The organism is Nocardia sp. PLKS1-43, assembly GCF_059510335.1.
On the sequence record NZ_JCAJZQ010000014.1, the window covers coordinates 180,944 to 205,912 of the forward strand.

Sequence of the window (24,969 nt, forward strand, 5' to 3'; positions counted from 1 at the left end):
ACCCGTTGGAAGGCAGCATCCGGATGTCGTCAGAGAATCAGGCCGGCGCGCACCAGGAAGCTCCGCGCCGCGGCCCGATCGGTGAAACCGCCTGTCTCGATACGCAATCCGGTGCGGGTATCGGCATACCACGCGGCGTACGACGGCCCGATCGCCACGAAGACGTTCCCGTCCGCCAAGACCGCCGGACCGGCGGCACGCCACTCCGCGATAGTCTGCGCGATCTGGCCAGGCTGCTGGATCCGCACCGAGAACCGCAACGGCGCACCGCCGGTGATACTGCCCATCAACAGCGGATTGCTCGACTGAACCACGCAGTCGTCACCCGGCTGCGGACCGCCGGACTGCTGACAGTTCGCGGCCGACCGCAGCAGGGCGGGCAACGCGTCGACCGCATCGAGCTGGCCCAGCGCCGGCACGCTGTTCGCGCACGAGCGAATGATCAACGCGCCCAACACGACCAGCAGCACGATGCCGACCAGGGCCACGCGCCAGGACGTCCGGGACAGCCACTGCTGCACCAGCGCCATGAGTTCGGCGACGAAGCCCTTCTCCGCCGCGGCGACCGCGGGCCCGGCCGCGGCCACCATGTGCTCGGCATCCACCGCCATTCGCGCGGTGCCGGCCATCGCCTTCGCGGTATCGCCCACGATCGAATGCGGGCCGGGCGCCGGCGCGGCCGGGGCGGGCAAGGGCGCACCGCAGTGCCCGCAACGGGGATCCGCGCCGGTGTTGTGGTGGGCGCAGTACTCGCAGATCAGACTCGGCGTGCTCAATGTCCCGTGATCACAATCGATGAGATGGCGACGGTGTTGGTCGACGCGTCGCCCTTGGAGGCCAGCACGGTCAGGATGATCTTCGAGGCGCTCACCGGCGGATCGATCTTGGTGACCACCAGGCTGCGCTGATCCATGGTCTGCTGGGTGTAGGTCGTGGTGTTGCTGTCGTTGAACTGGTACGAGACCCGGCTGACCGTGCGGTATTTACTCCACTGGTCCGCACCGTCCGCGCCCGCCGAATCCCAGCCGGGGACGATGCCGATCGAATCGACCTGATACGACTTGCCCAGGTCGATGGTCAGCACCTGCCCGTCGACCTTGTACGCCCGCACGCACGACCACGCCTTTCCCGGTTGTCCGGAGAACGCGTCAATGCCCTGGGTGCTACCCGAAGGACAATGCGCCACAGCCGATTTCACCTGAATGGTGGCGGAGGTTCCGGCGGCGTCGGTCTTGGCCGGAGAGGCCGGCCCGGCGGCGACCGGGGTGGCCACCACGACCGGATTCGGTGAGGACTTCTGCCCTCCCGTGGTCACCAGGATCAACACCAGCACGATCGCGAGCACGCCCACCACCGCCAGCGCCACCCGGGGGCGGCGCAGCAGCTCGACCACCTTCGTCGCCGACGCCGCGGCTCCGGTAGCCGGAGGGGCGGCCGAGGCCGAGGCCGATTCGGGTTCCGGACCCGGCTGCGACGTCGCCGCGGACGGCGCGGAAGTGTTCCGCAACCGGCCCGCGGCCATCTCGTTGAATTCGGAGGAGAACTCCATACCCGGCGACTCGTCGGGCGACTCGCCGTTGAGCAGGGCCATGATCCGGTCGCTGGCCTTCGGCGTGCCGTTGGCGCGACGCCGGTCGCCGGTCGGCATGGAATCCGGCTCGATCAGCGATTCCCCGGGCACCAGGTCCGGCGCGCTGATCACACCCGCCCTGGTCGCGGGCTCCTCGGCGATCGGTTCGGCGATCGGCTCGGCAGCCGTGGCCTGCGCCGACTGCCCGAACGACGGATGCGCGAGCAAGGCGTCGAGCACCGCGCCGCGATGGCGGACGAAGACGTCTCCCGGATCCTCGGCGGACATATCCGGGATCGTATCCAGATTTCCGGAATTACCGTTCCGGCAGTGTTCCCGGCACCGGGAATACCGGGATCAGCGCTCACCCTCCGCGGTGACGAAATATTCCGGCGGCACATCGAATACCCGCGCGAGCGCGATGATCAGATCGAGCCGGGGAATTGCTTCACCGTGGATGAGGCGATAAAGCCCCGACTGCGATACGGGCACATCCGGATATGCCAATTCCAGATGCTGTGCCAGCGAGTACAGCGTGAGCGACCGGGTCGATCCGTCCTCGGTCGAGACCACGGATTCGGCGATCAGATCGGACAATCGCCGCGAGAATATCGCGGCCGCCGACTGTCGCGGAGTGAGCGCCTCCCGGCTTTCCGATTCCTGAAACACGCCGCCATCCGACTGCGATTCCGTTACCACACCGGCCAACATCAGCGTCTCACCTCTGTTTCCATCGAACGACTTTCGAATATTGCGCTTGTTTCCCCTGATTCATTGCCCGCCGGGGCGAACGCTGGGTGATCGGCGACCGGATCAGGGTAATCGAGATATCGCATCTCCCCTCGTGGTTCGATCAACTCCACCCGCACCGTGCGCATCGGAATGCTCACATCCAGGGCCGTCGCGCCGACCTGATCGATGGCCAGGTCCGCCGTCGACCGACGCGGCTCGTCACGCTCACCGATCGTCACTGTGGTGTGCGCGGACGAGGCGCGCAGCGGAACCCGGTCGAATACCGCGACCGTGGCCGCGGGACCGGTCGCGGCGTCCGGCTCGGCCGCACCGGCCGGATCGTCGGGCACCAGCCGCAGCGAGGTGGGATCGCCCACCTCCGAAACCAGCTGCGACCAGCGTTGCGGGCGGGAGGAATGCACTTCGACGTCCGCGCCCACCACCATCGCCCGCAGGACCAGCTGCTGTGCGATCGGCAGATCGGCTCGCACGTCGACGGTCCGGCGCTGCGGGTTGTAGCGCGACGGGTCGAACAGCGGCAGTGCCAGGGTGTGCCGCGGCTGCCCGCTGATCGCGCCGAGGATCTGCCCGTTCGGGCCGATGGCCACGGTCAGGCCGGACAACGCCTCGTCCTGCGCGACGTCGACACCGGATTCGGTGGCCGCGATATCGCGCGTCGAGGTTCCGGTCGGCAGCGATGCCAGCAGCGCCGCCGACTGCCGCCCGCCCAGCGGAAGCAGGTAGTCCACCGGAGCGGACGGCACCGCCGAGCCGACGTACCGGACCAGGCCGCGCGCGCCGACCGCGCCGCCGGCCAGGCTCACCACGACGGTGGTCCGGCCCCGGTTCCAGGACCAGCAGTCGTCCAGCCCGACGCCGCCGAGCCGGGTCCAATCGATCAGGAAGCTGGTGACGCTGCGTCCGGGGACCGAGGATTCCAGATGACTCCACTTCTCCCGCAGATCGGACAACTCCACTCCGGCGTGCAGCAGCCGGTTCGCCTCCCACAGCGCGTCCGCGGGGAGCGGGTGCGCGTTGACGCCGTGTTCCCGCAACCGCATCGCGATCCGGTGCACCGCACTGGCCAGCGCCCTCGGCGCGGCGACCGCGCACGGTCCCCGGCGCGCGAGCGCCGCCAGATTCCGTTCCTGATCCAAGCGCACCACCAGCCACGACATCCGATTGCCGACCACCGGATGTGAGCCGATCAACTGGTCGTACAGCATGCTGTAACTGCCGCCCGGACGCACCCGCTGGCCGGTGGTGACGATATCGATGTCCACGGTGATGCCGTACTGATCGCGCATCGGCAGCAGCGCGTCGACCGGGATGGTGTCCTCGGTGTAGATCGTCTGCTCGGCGATGACCGTGGGCAGATCCAGGTTCGGCGCGAGCTGGATCATCGCGACCAGCGTCGTGCCCTGCTCGTGCACACCGCACACCCCGGCGGCCACCTGGACGTCCAGGAGGTCGAGCGGGCGCACGCGTTCCGCGGCGCGCATCTGATATCCGAGCCGGTAGGCGGACCAGTCCAGCAGCCAGCGCACGGCCGTGCGCTGCGCGATCCGGACCGTCACCGAGGCCAGCAGCACGACCACGACGGTCGCGCCGACCCAGATCGGGGCCTGGGCAAACAGTCCCACCAGCGCCGGCCCGCCCGCGATGACCAGCACCGCGAACGGTCCCCGCTCGACACCCCCGACCCCGATTCGCGGTGCACTCACCGGCGCCTCCGCAGCATCGCGTCCACACCGGTCGCGCCCACGCCCAGCACCACCACCGCGAACATGACGCAGGTGGCCACGATGGCCGGCCGGTGATCGACCGGCCGCGGCCGCGGCACCGTCAGCGCCGACGTCCGGTACAGCTGTGTGGGCGGTTTCGGAGCCGTCGCGTAGCCGAGGGCCGCCGCGGGATCGATCAGCCCGGCCCCGACCGAATCGTCCACCCCCCGGGCAGGCTCGTGCGCGCTGGCCGCCAGGCGCGCGCTGATCTGGGCCGGGGATTCATTCGGGAACTTCGACCGCAGCAGGGCCGCCGCACCGGCGACGTATGCCGCGGCGAACGAAGACCCGCCCACCGCCTCGAGTTTGCCGGGCGAGCCGATCCCGTTAACCAGACTGCTGCTGCCCGGACCGATCGATTCGATCCCGGTGCCGGGCCCGGCGACCGAAATCCACGGGCCCAGCAGCGAACTCGACATCTGCGCGCCGCCCGCGGTTGTGAAACCCACGGTCAGCACGTCCGGGCTGAACCAGCCCGGCGTCGAGATCGTCTTCACATAGGTCCAATCCATCAGGTCGCGCGGATTGCCCGGCGTGATACCCGGGTTCTGCTCGCAGTTCAGCGAGCCGGTGGTGCCCGCGCCGGCCACGATCAGCGCGCCGCGCACATGCACCGCATAACCGATTGCCGCGGACAGCATCGACTGATCCACTCCGGCGTCGGCGGCGATGCAGATGGGCAGCGACACCACGATGACGCCCGCACCCAGATTCGCCGCGTGCGTTATCGCCCGGGCCAGATTCCGGACCTGGCGGTTGGTCTCCTGATTCGGGTCGAACGAGGCGACCTGCTGCGGGGTGAACGCGGCCGAGTAGTACCGGATGGACAGAATCCGCGCCGCCGGAGCGACGCCCAGGAACTTGTCGCCGGGATCGGCCGCGGCCGCGATGATCCCCGCGACCAGCGTGCCGTGCGCATCGCAATCGGACAGCCCGTCGCCGCCCGCCTGGACGTAGTCGCCGCCGCCGACCAGATCGGGCAGCCGGGCGTCCGGCGCGACGCCGGTATCGACGACCGCGACGGTGACCCCGGCGCCGCGGCTGAGCGCACGGGCTTTCGGCAGGTCCAGGGCCATCTCCGGGGGCGGCGCCTGCGAGACGTCGCTGTGCGGGAGCAGACCCGCGCTCAGACAGCCCTTGTCCTGTTTCATCGGCGTCTCCGGTCCAGGCTGCCCGTCCGGCGGCGCCGCGCCGATCACCACCACCGGCGGTGCGATCGCCGCGGCGGGGGCCAGCGTGCCCGGCAGCAGCACGGCCAGTGCGGCGACCAAGAGGCCCGCACGCCTCATCAGATCCTCCGCGCGGCGGTGTAGACGCCCATGATCCAGAAGGTGAGCACGGGCACGACCAGGATCAGCGCGTACTCCACCAGGTCGATGACGCGTCGGGCGACCGGAGACAGCCGTCGCCCGGGCAGCTGCGCCGCGGCGACACAGCCGGCGACTGTCGCCGCGGCGACGACCAGCGCCACCGCCAGCCGAGCCGGAGCCGACGCATAGGTGTCCACCAGCACGAATCCCGTACCGGCCACGGTCACCCCCGCCGCGATGACGAGCGAGACCGCCTGCACCCGATCCGGATGCCAGCGCGAGCGCATCACGAGCATGCCGGTGACGGCGGCGGCCAGCACGATCTCGCGCACGCCGCCCGGACTCGCCGCGGCCGAGACCACCGTGGCGACCGAGAGCAGTCCGGCACCCGCGACGACCAGGCCGCGCAACGTCGTCACCGCGAGCCGTGCGCGGGCCTCGATACCCATCTGAGCGGGCTGATTCTCGTCCGGGTCGGCCGGATCGTGCTCGGAGGTCTCCGCGCGGGCGGTCTCGGCGTCGAAGATATCGGTCAGCGTGGCCGGAGAGACCTCGTTACCGGGGTCCGGCAGATCGGGGGGCCGGATGCGGGCGGCCACCACCGCCAGCCGCGGCGCACCGGCCAGCAGCAGCACGCCGACGAACGCCGCACCCGCGGCTACCTGACGCACCGAGATGTCCAGATAGGCCGCCGGCAGAATGCTCGCGGTCACCGCGACGCCCAGGATCAGCACCGCGGTCAAACTCGCCGCGCCGACTCGTGTCAGCCGCAGCATCACCGCGGCCCCGGCGACCACGACCACCGCACCGGCCGCCAGATTCGCCGCGGCGAACGGTCCGGGCCGTCCGAAGGCCGGCGGCACCAGCATCGCCCCGCCCGCGAACAGCAGCGGCAGGGCGGACATCGCCAATCCGAAACCGATCCGCGGCGCCGACGCGCGACGTCGTACCGCCACCGCACCGCACCAGCACAGCAGCCCCAGCACGAGCGCCGGCACACCGCACCATCCGATCGAGCCGGTGCGCATCCACGACCAGGACAGCATCGCCGCCACGGCCACCGCGCCGACGCCCAGGGCGATCAGGCCGACGACCGCAGCGATATCGGGATCGAATTCGGCGAATTCGCGATCGTTGATCAGTGCCAGCGCATCGGTGATGTCCTCCACGACTGGGGTGAACACCTCGGCCGAATCGACCGGCGCGAGCATCAGGACCGTACCGTCGACCACATCATGATCGGCCAGGCTGCGCCAGCGCGGGATCGGGTGGTCACCGGGCCGGGCCAGACTCCACTGCCCGCTGGGCGGGGTGAAGTCGACCTCTTCGTCGTCGATCGCGGTGGCCAGCACGCCCAGCAGATCGTCGATGAAGGTTTCGATGGTGAACTTCGTCGGGACGACGACGTCGACCTGATAGGTGGCCACCATCACCGCGATCCGGGCGCGGGCCACCTCGGCCGGCGCCGCCGCGGCCGGTGCGGGGGCCGGGGCGACCGCCGAACTCATCGCCATCCTCCGTGATCTCGCGAAGCACCGCCGACCTGGCCCGGGAAGTCATCCGCAAGCGCAGCCGCCAGATCCTCGAACGACAGTGCGGTCTCCTTCTCGAGCAGGCGCAGATCGATCTCGCCGCCCTCGGCCAGATGCTCGTCGTAGGGCATGACGAAGGTGGGCCGTTGCGCGGTCGCGAACAGTTTCTCGATATTTGCCACATCCACCGTGGGTTTGGCCGGCTGGTGATGCACGATCGATACGACGGAACTGGCGATCAGGTGTTGCAGCCCGTGTGAGGCCAGCCAGTTCAAGGTGGCCACCGCGCCTTTGACCCCGCCGACGGTAGCCGGGGTCACCACCACGACCGCGTCGCTGGTCTGTAGCACGCTCCCCGTCACCGAGTCCAGCACCCCGGTTCCGCAGTCGACCAGGACGAGGTTGTAGTGCCGCCGCAGTACATCGATGGCCGCGGCGTATTCCCGGCCGGACAGAGCCTCGGTGGCCTCCGTGTTCCACGGGGAGGCGAGCACCGACAGGTCCGCGGAGTTGATAGAGGTGAACGAGTGCACCGCGGCGAAGGATTCGAGATTCGAGGTGCGGACCATATCCCGCAGGGTCAAGCCGTAGGCGTGCCGGCTGGTGCGGGCGGGCAGTTCGCCGAAGTCGGGGTTGGCGTCGACAGCGATCACGCGATCGGGACGCAGGCTCGCGAAGGTTGAACCGAGCGTCGCGGTGACGGTGGTGCGGCCGACGCCGCCCTTCACACTGAGCACCGCGATCTGATACGGCGAGGTCAGCTGGCGGCGGATCCGGCCGCGGCGGTCCTCGGTGCGCTGTTCTGCCGGTGAGAGCCCGAGATTGAAGCCGACCTTGTTCAGCGCACCGCGCATCCCGCTGGACGAGCGCAGTTGTGCCCGTCTGCTGGCCGCGATCTCGGCGAGCAGATCCAGGGAGGTCAGGCTTGGCCGCGGCACCTCCGCGAGCGCGGAGTCGTAGTGCGCCCGATCGGCCGGCGACCGTTCGATCCGGTCCGGGACGCGACTCGCCGACGCGGACTGCACTGCCCCGGCCTGGGACTGTGCGGGCGCGGCGGACTGGGACTGCGCGGACTGGGTTTGCGCGGACGAGGCGGCCGGACGCGCGGCAACCGAACGATCCGATACCGCCTGAGGCCGGGGCACTGCGGCGGGCTGCTGATAGGAGACCGGCGGGCCGTACGAGACGCCGCTGTCGACGCCGCCATTGTCCGCGACGCCGCCGCTCGACGCGGCTGTCCCGCTTCCCGCAGGCCCCGCCGAGACGGTCCCCCCGGACGAGGCCCCGGCGGGTCCGTCGGCGTGGGGACGCGTCGCCGCACTCGGTTCGGCGGCCGGGGCCGACGGGGGCCAGGACACCGTGCCCGGCGTCCCGACGGACGGTGCGGCCGCCTGCGACGGCGGCGCGGGGGTGTACGCGGGGTCCGAGCGACCGTCCGACGGCGATGCCTCGGCGACGGCGACTTCGCCGGTCCCGGGCTGCGGCGCGAAATAGGCGTCGTACCCGCCGCGGGCACGCACTGATCCGGCCGTGTGCCCGTTGTTGTCCGGTGCTCGGTCCATTGCCCTCATCCTTTCGAAAACTCGCCCGGGATCACCCGGTCCGGCTGGTGGTGAACCAGCTCCTGCCGGGCAGCAGTTCGGCCAGGGCCGCGATGCCCGCGCGCAACGCCGCATCGTCGCCCGGGGCGTAGGTGGAGCAGATCCGGCCCTCGAGGGTGAGCCGGGGAGTTACCACGATCCGCCCCGACAGGGTGTCCAGCACGCTGAGGCAGACCTCGGGCAACCGGCGTTCGCCGTCGTGATGCTCGATCATCAGCACTTCGGCCCGCCGGACCACCTCGCTCAGCACCCGGCTCAGCACTCCGGCGGTGTGCGGCGCGGCGCCCAGTTCGGCGAACGCCCGTCGCCGCTCGTCGGATTCGTCCGGCAGTTCGTCGACCTGGTCGCGCGTCGCGGTCACCGGTTCGAACTGCAGGGCCCGGCCGGGGCCCAGGGCCGCGGACAGTACCGCGGCCACGGTGTCCAGCTGTTCTCCCTCCAGGAATACCGACTGAATCACGATGTGGTCGTCGTTGCGGACCGCCAGGACGTGTGAATCGCCCGCACGCACCAGCGACAGCCGCAGCATCGCACGTGGTTCGCCGTCCAGACCGGTATCGATGATCCGGACGACGAGTTCCACATCGGGCCGGTACAGGCACTGCAACCAATGCCCCACCACGGGATGCACCGCCCCGTCCACGAGCACGCCGACCTCGGTGAGTTCCGCGGCGACGGCCGCACGCACCCGATCGCGGTCAGCGATCCGGTAGATGTTCGGCAGCAGGGCCAACACCGGCGGGTAGTGATCGATGCCGACCAGATCCTTGAGCAACAACGCGGCGTCCACGTTGAGCTCGATCGAGACCGGGTCCGGCTCGTCGCCGGTGCGGCCCGAGTCGTCCCCGGCGACTCCGTTGTGAATCGCCCGGGACGTCGGCGCGGACGGGGTACGCATCGACGCTAGAAGCCCTGCGCCGCGGCGTGGTCGGTGCCCTGGATGTGGTGCCGCGCGGTCATGACCGCGGTGTTCAACCGGTCCAGGCTGGATTTGTAGATGCTGAGATTCTTGTTCAGCTGAGTCGCGGTCGTGTGGTACGTGGTACCGGCCTGACCCTGGAAGATATGACTCACCTGATTGACCAGATTGGACAGGTCGGCGAAGTTCGACTCCATCTGCCCGGAAATGGCCTTGATGCGGTCCGTGGTGGAATCCACCAGACCATAGTTGACGGAAATATGTCCTGCCGGCATTTTTCTACACTTTCTGCGTGAGGTTGGATGGTTCGGTGCCGTCGATCAGAAGTTCAGATCGGCCTTGGGGGCATCCACCACCGGTCCCGTGACCTCGCCGAGCGCCGTGTGGTCGCCCGCGCTGAAGTCCTCGTGAGCACCGGCGACCAGGCCCTTCTGCTCCTCGTCACTGGAGCTGAATTTCACGTGCGCGGCGTTCATGGCGTCGATGACGGCCTGCAGCGACTGCGCGAGGTTGTTGCCCTTGGTGATCGTGTCGTCCAGCGTGCTGTTGATGGCGTCACCGGTCTGGCCCTGATATGCGGTGATGAGATCGGAATGGCATCCGGTCAGACCGTTGAGGTGCGCCTTGAGCTCACCGTGCCGGTAGGCGGTCTGGTTGGCGGCCTGCTGAATGCCGGGGACGTCGGCGAGAGTGTTCGCCATTTCTGAATCCTTTCGGGAGGTTCGAATCGTCACGGAACGGAAATGCCGTCCGGTGCGAATTATCGGAAATCCGTCATCCGGTTCTCCGACAGCTGACTATTCGCAGGCGTCAATATCGCGGCGCCCGCGGCGAACCTCCTTCCGCAATTGATCTGTCATTCATCTCGGCGGTGACTACACGATGTTCTTCGCCAGCACCGCGGCCGATTCGCCGTCGGCGTGGCCGAGTACTCCAAGAGTCGCCGATTCGGTAGCGTCGCCCTCGGGCGACAACTCGTCCTCGGATTCGATGACGCCGACGACCGGCGGCCGTTCCAGCACCGGAACGTCCAGCATCTCGCCCGGGACGAAGACCTTCTCCGACTTGTTCTTCTCATCCTTGCGACGCCGGCGGCGCATCTGCTCCTTCGGCGCCGAGACGCCGCGGCGCGGCGCCGGACGTCCGGCTGTCGCGCCCTCCGGCTCCGCGGCACTCGCCCCAAAGGTGCGCGCCGCGCTCATCCGCCAGTTGGCCGGCATCTTGAATCCGGTGGCGGCACCGGACATGGTGCCGATTCCGCCGCGCATCATCGAGAACGCCACCACGCTGCCGGCACCGCCGTTGAGCCCGGACAGCGTCGTCGAGTACGGGGACGTGCCGAAGAAGCCGTGCTGCTGTAGGTAATCGCCGCCGGACCCGTCCGGATTCAGCGAATCGTCCATCGATCCGGCGGCCTGGTTCACATCCGAGATCGCCTGGTCGGCGCCGGTGCCCTGGGTCGGGTCCGGCGCGGTGTTGCCGCCGTCGCCGCCACCGCCGTTGCCGCCGCCGCTGTTCCCGCCGCCGCCGTTGCCGCCGCCGCTGTTCCCGCCGCCGCCGTTGCCGCCGCCGGGCACATGCGATCCGCCCGACGCGCTGGACGACCACCCGGTGCTCAGCGGTGGGCCGACGAACGGATCCGGCCCGCTGCCCACGCCCGTGGTGATGGTCGGGGGCGGCAGCGGCGGCGGCAGCGTCGACAGGGTCGCCACCACCGCGCCGTGATAGGCGTACATGGTGGCCGCCGCCTCGATCCACATGCCGTAATAGACCATCTCGTTGAGCATGATGGCCGGGGTGTTGCCGCCGTGGGCGTTCGTGGCCACCAGGACCGCGGTGGCCACCCGGTTACCGATGATCACCGGCAGCGGCGGCATCATGCCGTAGGCGCCGGTGTACGCGGCCGCCACAGCATGCGCGTGACCGGCCGTCTGCTCGGCGAGGGCGGCCTGGCCCCGCAGCCAGTTGGCGTGGTTACGGAACGCGGCCTGCGCCTTGTCCGAAGCCTCGCCGCGCCAGGACACCGACATCGCGGTCGTCGAGCCGTCGGACGCCGCGGCCGCGCCGTTGAGCGCACCGGCCAGCCCGTGGTACGCACCCGCCGCCGTAGTCATCGGCACCGGACCGGGCCCGAGCGTCAGCCGGGCCGAATTCACCTCGGGGGGGAGTGCCCCGAAATCCCATGATTCGACGAAATCGACGAGCGCGGACAATCCTCCGGCGAAGGCCTCCAGTAGGTCGACCCCCTCCCCGAGCGGGACCAGACCGGACAAGGGCGATGACATCACCGCACCCCGATCGGCTCAGCAGCCGCCGGGTCGCTCGACGGCGACCCCGGCTGCACCGCTGGCATCGGTCATCCCGTACTCGAGGCTCGTCGGCACCAGGACCTCACCACCCTGGGTCAGCTTCGCCACGCCCTGCTGGGTCGGGGTGAAGAACAGGTTCTGGTACAGCGCCATCACTGTGGAGGCCAGCCGGCTCACCGGATCGGTCGCCGCCGGGATGGGCAGCGCACCGGCCGCCACGGTTCCCATGAAGCTGTCCAATGTCGTGCTGGTCGCCACCTTCTGCGCGCTGAAGACAGGGAAATCCTCGAGAAATGCTTCAACAGTCATGGACCCTCTCCTGACCACTGCTTCGGGCTGGCTCGTAAATAAGCCATCCAGCAAGAACGCTAAGCCATTCCCAACCTTGGGAATCACCCTAATCGGGGCGTCACCTGCGGATCAGTCCCGCGGCGGCGTCCAGGCCGCCTGGACCAGATCGCGGCGCGAGTGCAGCGGCTCGACGAAGATTCCGCGACCGACGGGCTGTTTGGTCGGCTTGACGTCACCCACCAGAATGCCGTCCAATTTCGAACCGTCCATGATGAAACCCGAGGAATTCAGATTCTTCATCTGGCCCAGCACGTTGTCGTAGAGCGCCATGTCGGCCTGTGCGATATTGCGCGCGACGATAACGTGCAACCCGGTGTCGCGGCCGTCCACGATGATGTCCTTGAGCGGTTCGAGCGGATTCATCGCCGAACGCTGGGCGACCATGTGGTAGTCGTCGACGATCACGAATATCTCCGGTCCGCTCCACCAGGAGCGGTCCTTGAGCTGCTGCGAAGTCACGTCGTCGGGCGCGCGGCGCTCGCGCATCTTGCGGGCGAAAGCGGGCAGGTTCTCGGCCAGGTCGCGCTCGCTGGTCAGATAGCCGACAAGTTGCTCGTCGGGAATAGCGCCCATGTGGATGCGGCGGTAGTCGATCAGCAGCACCCGAGCCTGATCCTTGGTGAACCGGGTGCGGATGGATTCCAGCAGCGCGGCCAGCACCGTCGACTTACCGCAGCCGGGCGACCCGAGCACGATCAAGTGCGTCGAGACACCGAAGTCGACGCTGGCCGGACTGAGATCGGATTCGCGAATTCCGAAGGGCAGCACCAGTTGCTGCGCGAGGGTAGTCGGCGGCGGGAGCACCGCGCGCAGTTCGTCCAGCCCGATGCGGGCGGGCAGCAGCTTCACCTCCGGGGCCCGGCGGCCACCGTAGGTCTGCGCGAGTTGTCCGGCTGCGGTGGCCAGTCCGGCCGCGACGGTCTCCGACTCACCGATCCCGTCCGTGCGCGGCAGCGCGGTGAGCATATGCAGGGCATCGTTCGAGATGCAGCGTCCGGGGCGGTCGGGCGGTATCGAGGCGACCACGGCTCGGTGCGCGGAGAACGCGGTATCGGTGAGATCGCCCAGGCGGAATTCCAGCCGGGTCTGCAACTGGTCCTTGATCGTGGGGCGGATGCCCGCCCACCGGGAGCTCGAAATCACCAGGTGCACGCCGTAATTCAGCCCCTGCACGGCGATGGACTCCATCACCGACAGATATTCGTCGAAGTAGATGCTGTTCACCGCGAACCCGATGTCCCAGCCGTCCACGACGAAGAACACGTCGCCGTGTTCGTCGCCGTGCGCGATCAGATCGGCCGATTCGGCCGGTGAGCCACGGCGACGGCGGAATTCGCGCATCGAGTCGATCCCGAGTTCGGTGAACATCGTCTGCCGGTGCGCGAGCAGATTGGTGATCAGGGCGAAGGTGCGGCGAATCCGGTCCGCGTCGCGGGCGCCGGCGACCGAGCCCACGTGCGGGATGTTCCGTAAACCGGACAGGCCACCGGAGAAGTCCAGGCAGTAGAACTGCACCTGTTCGGGAGTGTGGGTCAATGCGGCGGACAGGATGAACGTCTGCAACGCGGTCGACTTGCCCGACTGCGGCCCGCCCACCACCGCGACGTGCCCACCCGCACCGGACAGATCGATCGACCAGACGTCCTGCCGCTGCTGGCGCGGTTTGTCCACGATGGCCACCGGCAGCTGCAACTGCCCGGGCTGCACCGCCGAGACCAGCCCTTCGAGGGTGGGCGGCACTGCCAGCGGAGGCAGCCACATCTTGTGCGCGGGGCGACCGTGCCCGGCCAGCTGGCTCAGCACCGTCTCCATGACGGTGACCGGCTCACCCTCGGGCGTTTCCGGCGTGGCGACCGTGGGCGCTTCGACGATGGACGCGGGCCGGGAGTCGGCGATATGCGCCGCGGTGAACTGCTGCGGCGGACGGTATCCCCCGCCCGCGCGACGCGCACGGTGTGCCGAGGCCGCGGAGGTCTGCGCGGGCGCGACGTACGGCCCGCCGACGTAGGCGGCCTGGAAGCGTTGCAGATCGCCCGCACCCACCCGCAGATATCCCGAACCGGGTTTCTTGGGCAGGTGGTAGGCGTCGGCTGTGCCTATCGCGTCTCGCGAGTCGCTGGTCTGGTTGGTGCGCAACGCGATTCGATAGGACAGATGCGCCTCGAGCTCACCCATGCGGTTGGCCGGCACCTTCTGCGAGGCCAGCAGCAGGTGGATGCGCAGCGACCGGCCCAGCCGACCGATCGCGACGAACAGTTTCGCGAAATTCGCGTGCTGCTCCAGCAATTCGGCGAATTCGTCCAGCACGATGAGCAGCGTGGGCAGCGGTGGCAGCCGCGCGCCCTGCTCCCGGGCCCGCTCGTAGTCCGCGACGCTGGCGAAATTGCCCGCGTCACGCAGGATGCGCTGCCGCCGGGCCATCTCGCCGTTGATGACGTCCTCCATGCGGGTGACCAGGTCGGCCTCCTCCTCCATATTGGTCACCACGGCCGTGACATGGGACAGCCGGTCGAAACCGAGGAAGGTCGCACCACCCTTGAAGTCGACCAGCAGCAGATTCAGCACATCGGAGGAATGCTGCGCGACGGCCGAAAGTACCAGTGTCCGAAGGAATTCCGACTTGCCGGAGCCGGTGGCCCCGATGCACATGCCGTGCGGGCCCATCCCTTCCTCGGCCGACTCCTTGATGTCCAGGTGGACCACGCCGCCGGTGGGGTCGTGCCCGAACGGGATGTTCAGCCGGGAGCGGTCGGCGTCGCGCCGCCGCACCCACTGCCGCTCGACCCGGATGGCGCCCGGATCGGTGATGCCGACCATCTCCTCCCAGGACGTGCCGCTGCTGGTCTGTTCGGCCACCACGGCCTCGACCACCGAGGACAGCCGGAACGACGAAATACTGCGGGCGAGCGCGGTCATCGCCGGAACCGACATGGCGTCGGCCCGCCCGACCCGCCGGGTGCCGCGCGAATTCACTTCGTACAGGGTGCGATCCGGGTGCACGGTGAATTTCAGCGCGCGCGGCAGGCTGGGCTCGGCCGAGCCCAACCGCACCCAGGTGCAGCCGTCGATGCCGGAGATGTCGCGCTCGTTCGCCGCTCCGCCCAGATCCACGATCAGCAGGAACTGTTTGCGGTCCAGACTCGGTTCGCTGCTGGCGCTGAACGGACCGCGGTTGAGCCCGACCAGCACCTTGGCTCGCAGCTCGGCGACGCTGCGGTACACCATCCGGCTCGACCCGATCGCATCGGTGTCGCTGTAATGCTGGGTGTGCGGTAACCACTTGAGCCAGGACCACTTCGGCGAATCCGGATCGCTCACCACCGCGGCGACGCCGACCTGATCCGGTCCGTGCAGCACGACCACCTCGGCCAGCGCGGCACGCACCAGGCTCGCGGTCGCCTCCGGATCGCCGTCGAAACCGACCAGCGGCGCGGAGAGCAGGTTGATCGCGACCGGCATACCGCCGACGGTCGAATACGCCTTGGCGAACCGGGTCAGCTCCACCACGCCCACCGGATCCAGATCCGAGGTGGGCGCGGCCTCGGGTACGATCACCCGGACCTGATTGGCGATCCGCCCCTGCCCCACCCGCACGCGCAGGAAGTGCGGACTCGACACCTGCACCTCCCACATGCGCTTGCTGCCGATCAGCCGGGAGAGTTCGACCGGGCCGGGATGGGTGTAGCGCAGAAACGCGTACAGATCGGTTTCCGCCGCGTGCACCGAGCGGCGGTTGTCGGCGAGACTGCGCAGATAGTCCTTGCGCTCCTCGTTGAGACTGCCCGCGCCGCCCAGATTGCCGCCCAGCATGCCGAACACCGAGACCAGCATCATCATCGGGAACATCATCGAGGTCGGTGACATCCCGCCGCCGCTGCGGAACATCATGACCATCATCCCGGCCATACCGGCCATCATCACCACCGGCATGATCAGCCGGATTCGCGAGGCGGGCACGGGTTTGGGCAGTTCGGTCGGCGGTTGCAGCCGCAGTTCGGTCACCGCGGGCGCCTTGGGACCGCGCACGATCCGGGCCGGGCGGACGAATCGACGGGTACTGGTCACGACGTGCCACCATTCATCCCGATCGCGGCCTTGTCCGGCGCGACCCCATCGTGCTCGATGCGCGCATCCTGCTGGGACAACGTCGGTCCCGCCGCGAACAGCGACACGATGTTCCATGGCGCGATGATCGGGTCGTGCAGGGCGAGCGCGGTCAGGGTCGGGTCGGTGCCGCCCACGTTCTCGTTATCGGTCTGCACGCCGTAGCGGATGCCGCTGGAGGAGATCCAGAACAGCGACTCGCGACGCGGGGAGGCCGGATCGGCGCCGGTCACCTGGACGAAACGTCCGGTATCCAGCGGCATGTACGCCAGGTCGGCGGTGGCGCCGCGCGAGGTGGGCGCGGTCACCAGGGGCGTGGCCGAACTCTGCTCATCGGTGCGCAGCGGGAGGCGCCGGCCCACCACGAGTTTCGTCACCGCGTTCGCATCGCTGCCGGTGCGCGACCAGTCGTAGCAGGTCACGCTGAACTGCGTGGTGTCGACCAGCTGAACCGGGGTCGCCGGGAAGCCCTGGGTCCCGGGCATCGAGCCCGCGCGCAGATTCGCCGCGATGACATCGGGCCCGACCGTGGTGGTCGTCACCGCGCCGTGCGAATCGGCGTTGCGCAGCATCGCGGCCAGCACCTGCGTGATCCGGACGACGCCCGCGTCGGTGACCACGTAGTACGAGACCGTGCGATCCGGCGCGGTCATCGTCAGCACCGAGCCGATCGGCACGGTGAGACCGCCGGTCAGGATCGTGGTGGCGCCCGCCCGCGCGAGCTTGGGCACCTGCAGTGCGGGCACCTCCGGAATCGCCTGGATCAGGCCGTGTGACGCCGGAAGCACCTGCGCCGCGGCATCGATGCCGAGTGCGAGGGTGACCGCGGAGTCGCCGAGGTCGATCTCGGAGCGCACGATCCCCTGGTCCGGGCTGTGGTAGATCAGCCAAGTGGTGTCGCCGTTGCGCAGCAGCCGCGCCTGGCCGTCGGCCAGCGGGCGGGTGGCGTCGCCATCGATGGTCAGCGGCGTGCCGATCACGGTGGTGCGGACATCGGAGGCCGCCAAGGTGGGCAGTCCGGTCTGCTGATCGACCGGTGCGGCGGGGCCTGTCTGCGCCGCGTCGCACACCGTCCAGGTGGAATCGTGTTGATTGCCCTCGTCGATCGTCGCCGGCGCGCCGACGATGCCGACGATCGGCCCGCGCGGATATTTGGCCAGCTCGTCCGGTGCGACCTGCACCGGCGCATCCGATTCGCCGACGATCAGCCGGGCCGAGGTCAGGTTCAGCGCCGGATACAACCGGCCCTTCAGGTTGACGTAGATCGCGCCGGAATCCTTGTCCGCCACGATCTTCGAGCTGCCGACCACCTTCGCCGGTTTGAAGTACGACAGCACCGCCGAGCCCGCGATCGCCACACACGCCAGCGCGATGCCGATCGCCAGCGCCGTGGACCGCCCGCGCTGCGGATCGTCGAGCATCGACGCGTCCCGTCGCACCAAGGCGTGTTCGATGCGGCGGAACAGGAACCGCCATCCCGAGACCTGATACTTGGTCACCACCCGGAAGCGCGGCATCGGATCAGCCCGTCGCGGTAGGCGCCAAACCCGCCAGGGCTGCGGCGATGTCGAAGGCGTCGATGGTCATCAGCTCCTCGTTGGTCATCGCCGCGATATCGGCGTTGTCGCGGGTGAAGCGGTAGTCCCGTTCGGCCTCGGCGGCCTCGACCACATTGCGGATGAACCGGCCGTTACCGGCCAGATCGATCAGCCTGCGGCCGTTGCGCGTCTCGTGTGCCAGCGATTCGCAGCGTTCCTGCAGGATCTCCCTGGCCTGTTCGGACAGCAGCGAATCCTTGCGGCGCGCAAGGTGATCCGCGATCTGCACCAGTTCGTCGGCGCCGTAGCTGGAGAAGCGGATCCGCTTGGTGAATCGGGACGCCAGACCCTCGTTGGAGGCCAGGAAGCGGTCGATCTGATCCTCGTAGCCGGCGATGATGACGACCAGTTTGTCCCGGTCGTTCTCCATCCGCGCCAGCAGGGTGTCGACCGCCTCGGAGCCGAACGCGTCACCGCCGGCGAGGCCCTCCTGGATCAGCGTGTACGCCTCGTCGATGAATAGCACGCCGCCGAGGGCCGAATCAATCAGCGCATTGGTCTTGGGTGCGGTGTGCCCCAGGTGGGTGCCGACCATATCGTTGCGCGAGACCTCCACGACCTCGGGGTTCTCTACCACCCCCAGCCCCGCGAAGATCTTGGCGATGACCCGCGCGACGGTGGTCTTGCCGGTGCCCGGCGGACCCGAGAAGATGAGATGCTGGGATCGCGAGTCGACCGCGAGGCCGCGGCGGGCGCGCACCTGATCCATCAACACGCCGGATTTGAGCCGGTCGACCTGCTCCTTCACAGAGTCCATGCCGATCTGCTGTGCGAGCAGTTCCGAGGCCTCCGACAGCAGCGCCTCGCGTTCCTTGCGCGCCACGCTGGCCGCGGCCTCGGCCGGGTCGTCGCCGGTGGTGGGGTCCCATTTGTCGCTGCGCGAGGCCAGCAGCGTGGCGTTGGTGACCTCGAGGCGATAGGTCTTGTCCCGCACCGCGCTCTGCCATTCCTCGCGGCTGCTCCACAGCGCCGACCCCTGCAGACCCTTGAGCAGCTGATCGGCCTTCTCGTGTTCGCCGGTGTGCCGCAACACCATTCCGAGCAGGAAGTGCGCGTCGGCCCAGATGTACGACAGGCTGCCCGAGGAGCTGTCGTCGACGATGCGCTGCGCCCGCGGCAGGGCCTCCCCGAAACGGCCCAGATGTGCGAGTGATCGCGCGGTCATCAGTTCGGCCGCGATATCGAGCAGCCCGTCCTCGAGGATCGGTTTGGCGGACCGGGCGTCGAGGACGTCGGTCCACCGTTTGGTGCGGAAGTACAGGGACATGCGGACGAAATCGGCCACGTCGTCGCGCGGCACCTCGTCGAGGATGGCCTCGGCCTCCTGCCACTCCTCGTCCGCGGCGTACGAGCACGCCTGGGCGATGGAGATCTGGTCGCGGTCGGCCATGGCGACCCGAAGGCCGTACATCCCGACCTCGACCTGACACCACAGCGACCGGTCGACCAGGCCGGCGCGCTGCTGATCGCGGTACAGGTTGTGCACCGAGCGGTACGCGCCATAGATCACCTCGGAGGTGACCTCACCGGCCATGGCCCGGCCCAACCAGGCATCGCACATATCCGGATCCAGGTCGGTGGCCGCCCGGAACGCCGCCGACGCATGTGTTTCGTTTCGCACGCCTCCGGCGACCAACCCCAAAGATTGAACACCCGTGTAGAACGCGTCCTCGGCCGCTGACACCTGGACATCCCTTTCGCCGCTCTCGCCTGCACGAACGATAAAGACTTCGGTCCCCGAGGCGACGAGCCGACTATTCTCACAGCTGGGAAGAGTGGGCGCCACGATCTCCCGGTCGGCGCTGCGCCGCGATCGGACCGCGGCGGACCGGGCACTCACCTGCATCGACAACTCTTTTTCAAGAATTTGTCGGCGCACTGTTGAACGCGCCGCTATTTAGCGGTACATTAATTGCGGGTCGACAGTCCCTCATCCTGAAGGCCCACAACCGAGGCGGCGGCTGCGAGGCCGCGATCCGGTCATCATGCCGCCGCGCAGGTGAATTCCCAACCCGTGGGGTCGCCAGTTCCCTCATCCTGGCGACCCCACCATGGGAGCGACCGGTGGTCCGGGCAGCCACCGGGAGCGACACAGCCCTTACCGGCCGAGGGGCCGCGGCCCCCCTCTCCCCGCGCCCCCTCGGCACCGGTGTGTTCTTCCAAATCCAGTCCAGCGCTGCAAAATCCGCCACACACCAACCGGCCTCGTTCCCACCTGGTTCCTACATAGACCCAATACACAGACCCCGCGGTCATCGAGCCTCACCTCCGCGCCCGGCTCCCCAGGCTCCGCGCGCACACTGTCCCGCACCCACCCGGCCCCGGCACAGCCCCAGTCGGCCCGCGCTCAACGACCTGTACTTACGGTCGCCCCCTTCGGGCCGCGTTCTGCCCTACCGCACTCACCAGACAGCCGCACGAACCGGGCACAGTCACGATGTCGCGCAAGGGTTCCGGCGCAAAGCGGGTGTTGTCACCCCAACGACCCGCGCCCCGCGGCCCTTGCTCACCGGCCCGGCGCTGACCGGCCTGCACTCGCGGGCCTCGCATCCGCATACAGCACCTTTGCGTGCCCTGCAGCGCGCAGCCACCTTGTCGCGCAACAGTTCCAGCGTGCAGCGCCATTCTCCGACCGTCGCGTCCACACCCCGACCCTGCTCGCCGAACCCGCCCTCACACAGCTCCGGTGTCCATCGGCCTGCACTCACCCGGCCTCACGTTCCGCACACCACGCTCTGCCAACCCAGCGGTCGCAGCGGGATGCAGTCACGTTGACACGCAACGGTTTCCAGAGTGAAGCACCGTTCTCACACAGCCGCATCCCGCACCTCGCCCCTGCTCACCCGGGCGTGCATTCGCATCCCACGCTCCGCGAACCTGTGCCACCGAAGGGAACAATCATGTTGTCGCCCAATAATTTTGGTGTACGCGCAGTTCCGGCGTCGCAGTGATCCGCGCAGCCGAGATTATCGGCTCCGCAGGTATGACATTGCGATGTTCGATGGTTCGGGGTCCGAGGGGTTGTGTCGAGGCTCAGGGGTGTGTGCCGGGGATAACGTCGGACTGGGGGGCGACGACGGTCGGGGGCTTGTCGCGGGACGGTTGCGAGGGTGCGGGGGGATCCAGGTTCGGAGACCGGTTGGCGACGTTCGGGTCGGCGTCGGCCGCCGGGGTGGGCGAGGTGGTCCGCTGCTGCGGGGGGCGGGGCGCCGCCTCCGCCTCCGGGGCGAACACTTTCGGCGGCTCGGCGGTGTCGCCGGTGCCGGTCCACGGCGTCTTCGAACGCTTGTCTCCGGTGGGCGGCGGGGTGATGCGAGTGGTCTTGCGGGGAGCCTTCTTCCACGGTGTGCCGCGTCCGGTGGAAGTCTTGCGCACGCGGCTCCACGGAGCGCCCGAACCCGCTTCACCCGGACGCCGGGATCGCCTGCGGGTCGGCTTCTGCTGCGCCGCTGGAAGTTCGGGTGCACCTGGGCTGTCACCCGCATCGGGGCCGGGATCGGGAGCGGCGGCGGCCGGTGCCGCGGCATCGAGGATCGAACCGGAATCCGTTGGGCCCGTCGCGGTATCGGCGGCATCCTGGGTATCGAAGCGTGCCGCGTGGTCGCCTGCCGGAGCGCCGCCGGTTCCGGTCACACCTGGCAGGGGCGTGCTCGCGTCGGGAACCCTCGGGCTCACACCGGTACGCGCCGGGTCCGGCGTCGCATGCTCAGCCCCGGGTCTACTCGGCGTCTCGCTCGCACTCGGATGCGACGCCGTGGCCTGCGGCCGGGCGCCCGGCGTCTCGGTCTGATCGCCCAGCGCGGGCGGACGGTCGGTCCTGGCCTGCGGCGTGGCAGTGGCCGCCTGCGGCTGGTTCGCCGCACCGGCATTCGGTTCGTGCAGCGCGTGCGCGGCCTCGTGGTGCGACGCCGGGGCCCGGCCCGGCGCATCGTGCGAACCGGGCGTCAGCGCACGACCGGGCCCGGCAGCGGATGCGTGGGCGGGGGCCGACGGGAGTCCGGTGCGACGCGCGGTGTCCCACGGTCCGATATGCGCACGCGGCGAGGGTTGTACCGGAACGTCACTCGGGCGGACCGGCGTATCGGCCTCCGGCGGGCCGGGCGGCGTCTGCGCGACCGTCGGCGCGGTCACCACGTCCCCGGGCGGCGGCGTCCCGCCAACGGTCTTGAAGTCCAGCGACGCAACCTGATTCGCGAAATCACGAGCGTGCTGCAAAATATCGTCGGCATGCTGATCCAGCACGTCTGCGTAGTGCGTGACCGCCTCGGGATCGATGTACAGCGGCGCGTTCGGGTCCAAGCCCAGCAGATCGGCGGTCGCATCGTAGAGCACACCGTGGATCAGCCGGTCGATCACATGCTCGAGCGGGGCAATCGCCTTACCCATCACCTCGGAGATCAGATAGCCCAGCAGCATCTGCTCCATTGCCTCGCACAATTTCCGCGCCGCCGCGGTGATCAGCTGCTCGACGACCGCCGCCGCCCCGCCGGTGGCGAACGTCGCGGCCAGCGCAGCGGTATAGCTCGCCGCCAGCGCCGCCAATTCGGCCAGGGTCGCGACCTTGACCGCCTTGATCACGTCGGCAGCGATATCCAGCGCCCCGCCGACCACTTTGCAGGCCGCATCGAGCTCGGCCATATGCGATTTGCTCAGCTGCGCCCACGAGCGGACCAGCGCCTCATAGGAATACCCGGAATAGACCGAGCCCATATCCTTGATCGTCCCGCTCGCGGACTCGTGGGTGTTGGTCAGATTCGTCGCGAACGCCCGCACATGCCCGGCCAGGGCGTGTACATGATCCTCGTTGATGTCCGGATACGGGACACCGATGAGATTCAGGAACAGTGCCACATCGTGCGGAATTTCGATCGCCAGCGCAGCTCACCCCTGGGCGCGAATCACAACACGCGAACGACCACGGCCCGGCTGGGCATCCGCGACCACTGGACCGTCGAGCCGGAATGCGGTGCCTCGATGACCATCCCGTTGCCCGCGGCGAGTTGCACGTGCTCCGGCCCGCGGGAGCTGAACGAACTCGCGGGGAACACCAGATCCCCGGGCCGCACGTCGTGCGCGGGGATGCGGACTCCACTGTAGATCTGCTCATAGGTGGTGCGCGGCAACACAACCCGGCCGTGCGTCGCCTGCGCGATGGCGTACTGGGTGAGCCCCGAGCAGTCGAACCCGCCCCCGCTGGGACCGGTCGCGCCGCCGCCGCCCCACATGTACGGGGTGCCGACCCAACTGTTGGCCGCGCCGACCGCCCGCCCACCCGCAGTCGCATCCGACGGAATCCGGAACCGGGTGACCCGTCCCGCCCGTGCGGACGGCCGCGAACGCCGGCGGCGGGCGGGCGAGGCGGTCCGGCGGGCGATCGGCTGCGCCACCACCGGCGGACTGATCTTCGCCGCCTGTCGTCGCGCCGCGGCGACGTCGGCGTCGACCTGGCGCGTTGCGCTGGTGATCGTGTCCTGCGCGGCGTCCAGCAGGGCCGGACCGCTGAACCGGGTGCTGCCGACCGCCGCGATCGCCCGCACCCGGGCCTGGAAATCGGCGATCTGGCTGGTGATCTGCTTGCGGCCGGTGACGGTACCGTCACCGGCCGTGCCGACCGCCCTGGCGACCAGACCGTCCTTGTCAGCATGCGATTCGGCGATCGTGGCCTGCATCGCCCGGAAATTCGAATAGCCGTCCGCGGCCGTCCCGCGATGATCACCGGTGAGCGCGGACACCGGTTGCGCGGCGGGCGTCACGGTGACCGCCGCCGGATGGCCCGCACCGTAGAGGTCCAGCAGCGATTGCAGCACCGTTCCCATATCGTCGGTCAGTATCGGTGCCATGCGCCCTCGCCATCGCTCATCGCCGATTGCCTCTCAGGTCGCGCTTAGCCGATACCGGCACGGGAATTGCTCTGCCGGTACAGAAGTCGTCCTCGACTATGCGTCACGGGCCCGGCGCACCGAAAGAGGTGCCATTCCCAATCGTGGGAAGACGCGACAATGGGAGCAGTTTCCCCGGGAGGCAGATCTATGACGGCGAGCACGGCCGATTCCGGCCTGGACGGTTTCAGCGCGTTGCCGTCCGCCGCGAGTTCGCTGTTCGATTCCGGTTCCGGCAATCCGTTCTCGACCGTGACCGGCGACAAATCCACCGGCGTCGGCGCACATTATTGGCAGGTCCGTCTGGACTGCCCGCCGGGGGCGTCGGCCGCATTGCGGAGTTTCGTCGGCCTGGCGCAGACCGCTATTCAGACCGCGGTGGACCTGCTGGGCCGCGGCACTCCGATCACCCCGCCCGATGTCAGCGATCTCATGCGGCCGGTCGTCTATCAGGATCTCGGTCAGAGCGAATCCACCGTGGGATACCACCACGCCCTGTCGCAGATCCAGCAGCGCCAGACCGCCCTGCTCACCCTGGACAACGAGGTGACGCAGACATCCGTCGTGGTGGCCGCGAGCCAGGACCAGACGTTGGCGGCCATCGAACAGCTGGTCGGCGATCTGAACGACACCCTCGACTCGGTCGGCAGCGCCAAACTCAAAGCGGCCCAGGAACAGTCGCTGATGTGGCAGATCGCGAACGTCGTCGAGGAGATCTACAAGGCCGTGGACTCGGTCTCCCAGCAGAATCAGCAGATCGCGGGCACCGCCGCCGGCAGCGGCTCGAGCAGCGGTGCGAGTACGTCGAACTCCGGCTCGGGCGGCGGCGATATGTCCGGTTTGATGCAGCTGGCGATGATCCCCATGACTCTTGCCTCATCTCTCGCGCCGACGATCATGCAGATTGTGCAGAAGCAGATGAATTCACACCACGACGGCAGCGCCGACCCGAACAACGGCGGCTCGAACAACGGCGACCCGAACAAACCTGGCCAGACTGTCGCGGCCGGCCCCGCCGCCGCCCCGAATTCCGCCGCGGCCACGCCCGGCACCGCGAACGTCGCCGCCCCGGCCTCTGCGAACGTCGCCGCCCCGGCCTCCGCGAACGGCGCCACCCCGGCCCCCGGCACCGCCACCCCCGCCGCGAACCGCAGGCAGCGACGCACCCGCGTAAGCGTGAACGGGCCCGGCAACGGCGACGCTCCCAATCAGCCGGGGAACAACGAGGAGACAGCGGACGACACAACCGCCGAGACCGCCACGGGAACCTAGTACGCCAA

18 protein-coding genes are annotated in these 24,969 nt (G+C 68.9%); 1 reads left to right on the forward strand and 17 read right to left on the reverse strand.

Annotation, left to right across the window (positions count from 1 at the left end; all coding sequences use genetic code 11):
- Positions 1 to 29: 29 nt before the first annotated feature.
- The 17 genes from AC5WS7_RS34455 to AC5WS7_RS34535 all read right to left on the reverse strand — a co-directional run bounded on the left by AC5WS7_RS34455 (position 30) and on the right by AC5WS7_RS34535 (position 23,650).
- Entirely contained in the window at positions 30 to 776 is a 747-nt protein-coding gene (locus AC5WS7_RS34455) for a hypothetical protein (protein WP_495958813.1), read from the reverse strand.
- On the reverse strand, positions 773 to 1,858 hold the full coding sequence (locus AC5WS7_RS34460) for a discoidin domain-containing protein (RefSeq protein ID WP_495958814.1): 1,086 nt from the start codon (positions 1,856 to 1,858) through the stop codon (positions 773 to 775). The genes AC5WS7_RS34455 and AC5WS7_RS34460 overlap by 4 nt, the downstream gene beginning before the upstream one ends.
- Before the next feature lie 69 nt (positions 1,859 to 1,927).
- Complete coding sequence (locus tag AC5WS7_RS34465) at positions 1,928 to 2,167, reverse strand: helix-turn-helix domain-containing protein (RefSeq protein WP_495958815.1); 240 nt, start codon at positions 2,165 to 2,167, stop codon at positions 1,928 to 1,930.
- 113 nt (positions 2,168 to 2,280) lie between these two features.
- Positions 2,281 to 4,026: a type VII secretion protein EccE gene (gene eccE / locus AC5WS7_RS34470; RefSeq protein WP_495958816.1), complete on the reverse strand. Its 1,746-nt coding sequence runs from the start codon at positions 4,024 to 4,026 to the stop codon at positions 2,281 to 2,283.
- The gene (mycP, locus tag AC5WS7_RS34475; RefSeq protein WP_495958817.1) at positions 4,023 to 5,375 is read right to left on the reverse strand and encodes a type VII secretion-associated serine protease mycosin; all 1,353 of its coding nucleotides are present in this window, start codon (positions 5,373 to 5,375) and stop codon (positions 4,023 to 4,025) included. Before mycP ends, eccE begins: the two co-directional genes overlap by 4 nt.
- The gene (gene eccD, locus AC5WS7_RS34480) at positions 5,375 to 6,904 is read right to left on the reverse strand and encodes a type VII secretion integral membrane protein EccD (protein ID WP_495958818.1); all 1,530 of its coding nucleotides are present in this window, start codon (positions 6,902 to 6,904) and stop codon (positions 5,375 to 5,377) included. Before eccD ends, mycP begins: the two co-directional genes overlap by 1 nt.
- Positions 6,901 to 8,490 (reverse strand): MinD/ParA family ATP-binding protein, encoded by a 1,590-nt coding sequence (locus AC5WS7_RS34485; protein WP_495958819.1) that lies wholly within the window; start codon positions 8,488 to 8,490, stop codon positions 6,901 to 6,903. Before AC5WS7_RS34485 ends, eccD begins: the two co-directional genes overlap by 4 nt.
- A 31-nt stretch (positions 8,491 to 8,521) precedes the next feature.
- Positions 8,522 to 9,427, reverse strand: a complete 906-nt coding sequence (locus tag AC5WS7_RS34490) for an ESX secretion-associated protein EspG (RefSeq protein ID WP_495958820.1) — start codon at positions 9,425 to 9,427, stop codon at positions 8,522 to 8,524.
- Positions 9,428 to 9,432: 5 nt separating this feature from the next.
- Positions 9,433 to 9,723, reverse strand: a complete 291-nt coding sequence (locus AC5WS7_RS34495) for a WXG100 family type VII secretion target (RefSeq protein ID WP_495958821.1) — start codon at positions 9,721 to 9,723, stop codon at positions 9,433 to 9,435.
- Positions 9,724 to 9,768: 45 nt separating this feature from the next.
- On the reverse strand, positions 9,769 to 10,149 hold the full coding sequence (locus tag AC5WS7_RS34500) for a WXG100 family type VII secretion target (RefSeq protein WP_495958822.1): 381 nt from the start codon (positions 10,147 to 10,149) through the stop codon (positions 9,769 to 9,771).
- Between the two features lie 174 nt (positions 10,150 to 10,323).
- Entirely contained in the window at positions 10,324 to 11,733 is a 1,410-nt protein-coding gene (locus tag AC5WS7_RS34505; protein WP_495958823.1) for a PPE family protein, read from the reverse strand.
- A gap of 18 nt (positions 11,734 to 11,751) precedes the next feature.
- Positions 11,752 to 12,066, reverse strand: a complete 315-nt coding sequence (locus tag AC5WS7_RS34510; RefSeq protein WP_495958824.1) for a hypothetical protein — start codon at positions 12,064 to 12,066, stop codon at positions 11,752 to 11,754.
- Between the two features lie 111 nt (positions 12,067 to 12,177).
- Positions 12,178 to 16,173: a type VII secretion protein EccCa gene (eccCa, locus tag AC5WS7_RS34515; RefSeq protein WP_495958825.1), complete on the reverse strand. Its 3,996-nt coding sequence runs from the start codon at positions 16,171 to 16,173 to the stop codon at positions 12,178 to 12,180.
- A complete protein-coding gene (eccB, locus tag AC5WS7_RS34520; protein ID WP_495958826.1) occupies positions 16,170 to 17,729 on the reverse strand; it encodes a type VII secretion protein EccB in 1,560 nt (519 codons plus the stop codon). Before eccB ends, eccCa begins: the two co-directional genes overlap by 4 nt.
- A 4-nt stretch (positions 17,730 to 17,733) precedes the next feature.
- Positions 17,734 to 19,494: a type VII secretion AAA-ATPase EccA gene (eccA, locus tag AC5WS7_RS34525; RefSeq protein ID WP_495958827.1), complete on the reverse strand. Its 1,761-nt coding sequence runs from the start codon at positions 19,492 to 19,494 to the stop codon at positions 17,734 to 17,736.
- 1,349 nt (positions 19,495 to 20,843) lie between these two features.
- A complete protein-coding gene (locus AC5WS7_RS34530) occupies positions 20,844 to 22,661 on the reverse strand; it encodes a WXG100-like domain-containing protein (protein WP_495958828.1) in 1,818 nt (605 codons plus the stop codon).
- A gap of 47 nt (positions 22,662 to 22,708) precedes the next feature.
- Complete coding sequence (locus AC5WS7_RS34535; protein WP_495958829.1) at positions 22,709 to 23,650, reverse strand: C40 family peptidase; 942 nt, start codon at positions 23,648 to 23,650, stop codon at positions 22,709 to 22,711.
- Positions 23,651 to 23,839: 189 nt separating this feature from the next.
- Here AC5WS7_RS34535 and AC5WS7_RS34540 point away from each other — a divergent pair, with 189 nt between their 5' ends.
- Complete coding sequence (locus tag AC5WS7_RS34540) at positions 23,840 to 24,961, forward strand: hypothetical protein (protein ID WP_495958830.1); 1,122 nt, start codon at positions 23,840 to 23,842, stop codon at positions 24,959 to 24,961.
- The last annotated feature ends 8 nt before the right edge of the window (positions 24,962 to 24,969 follow it).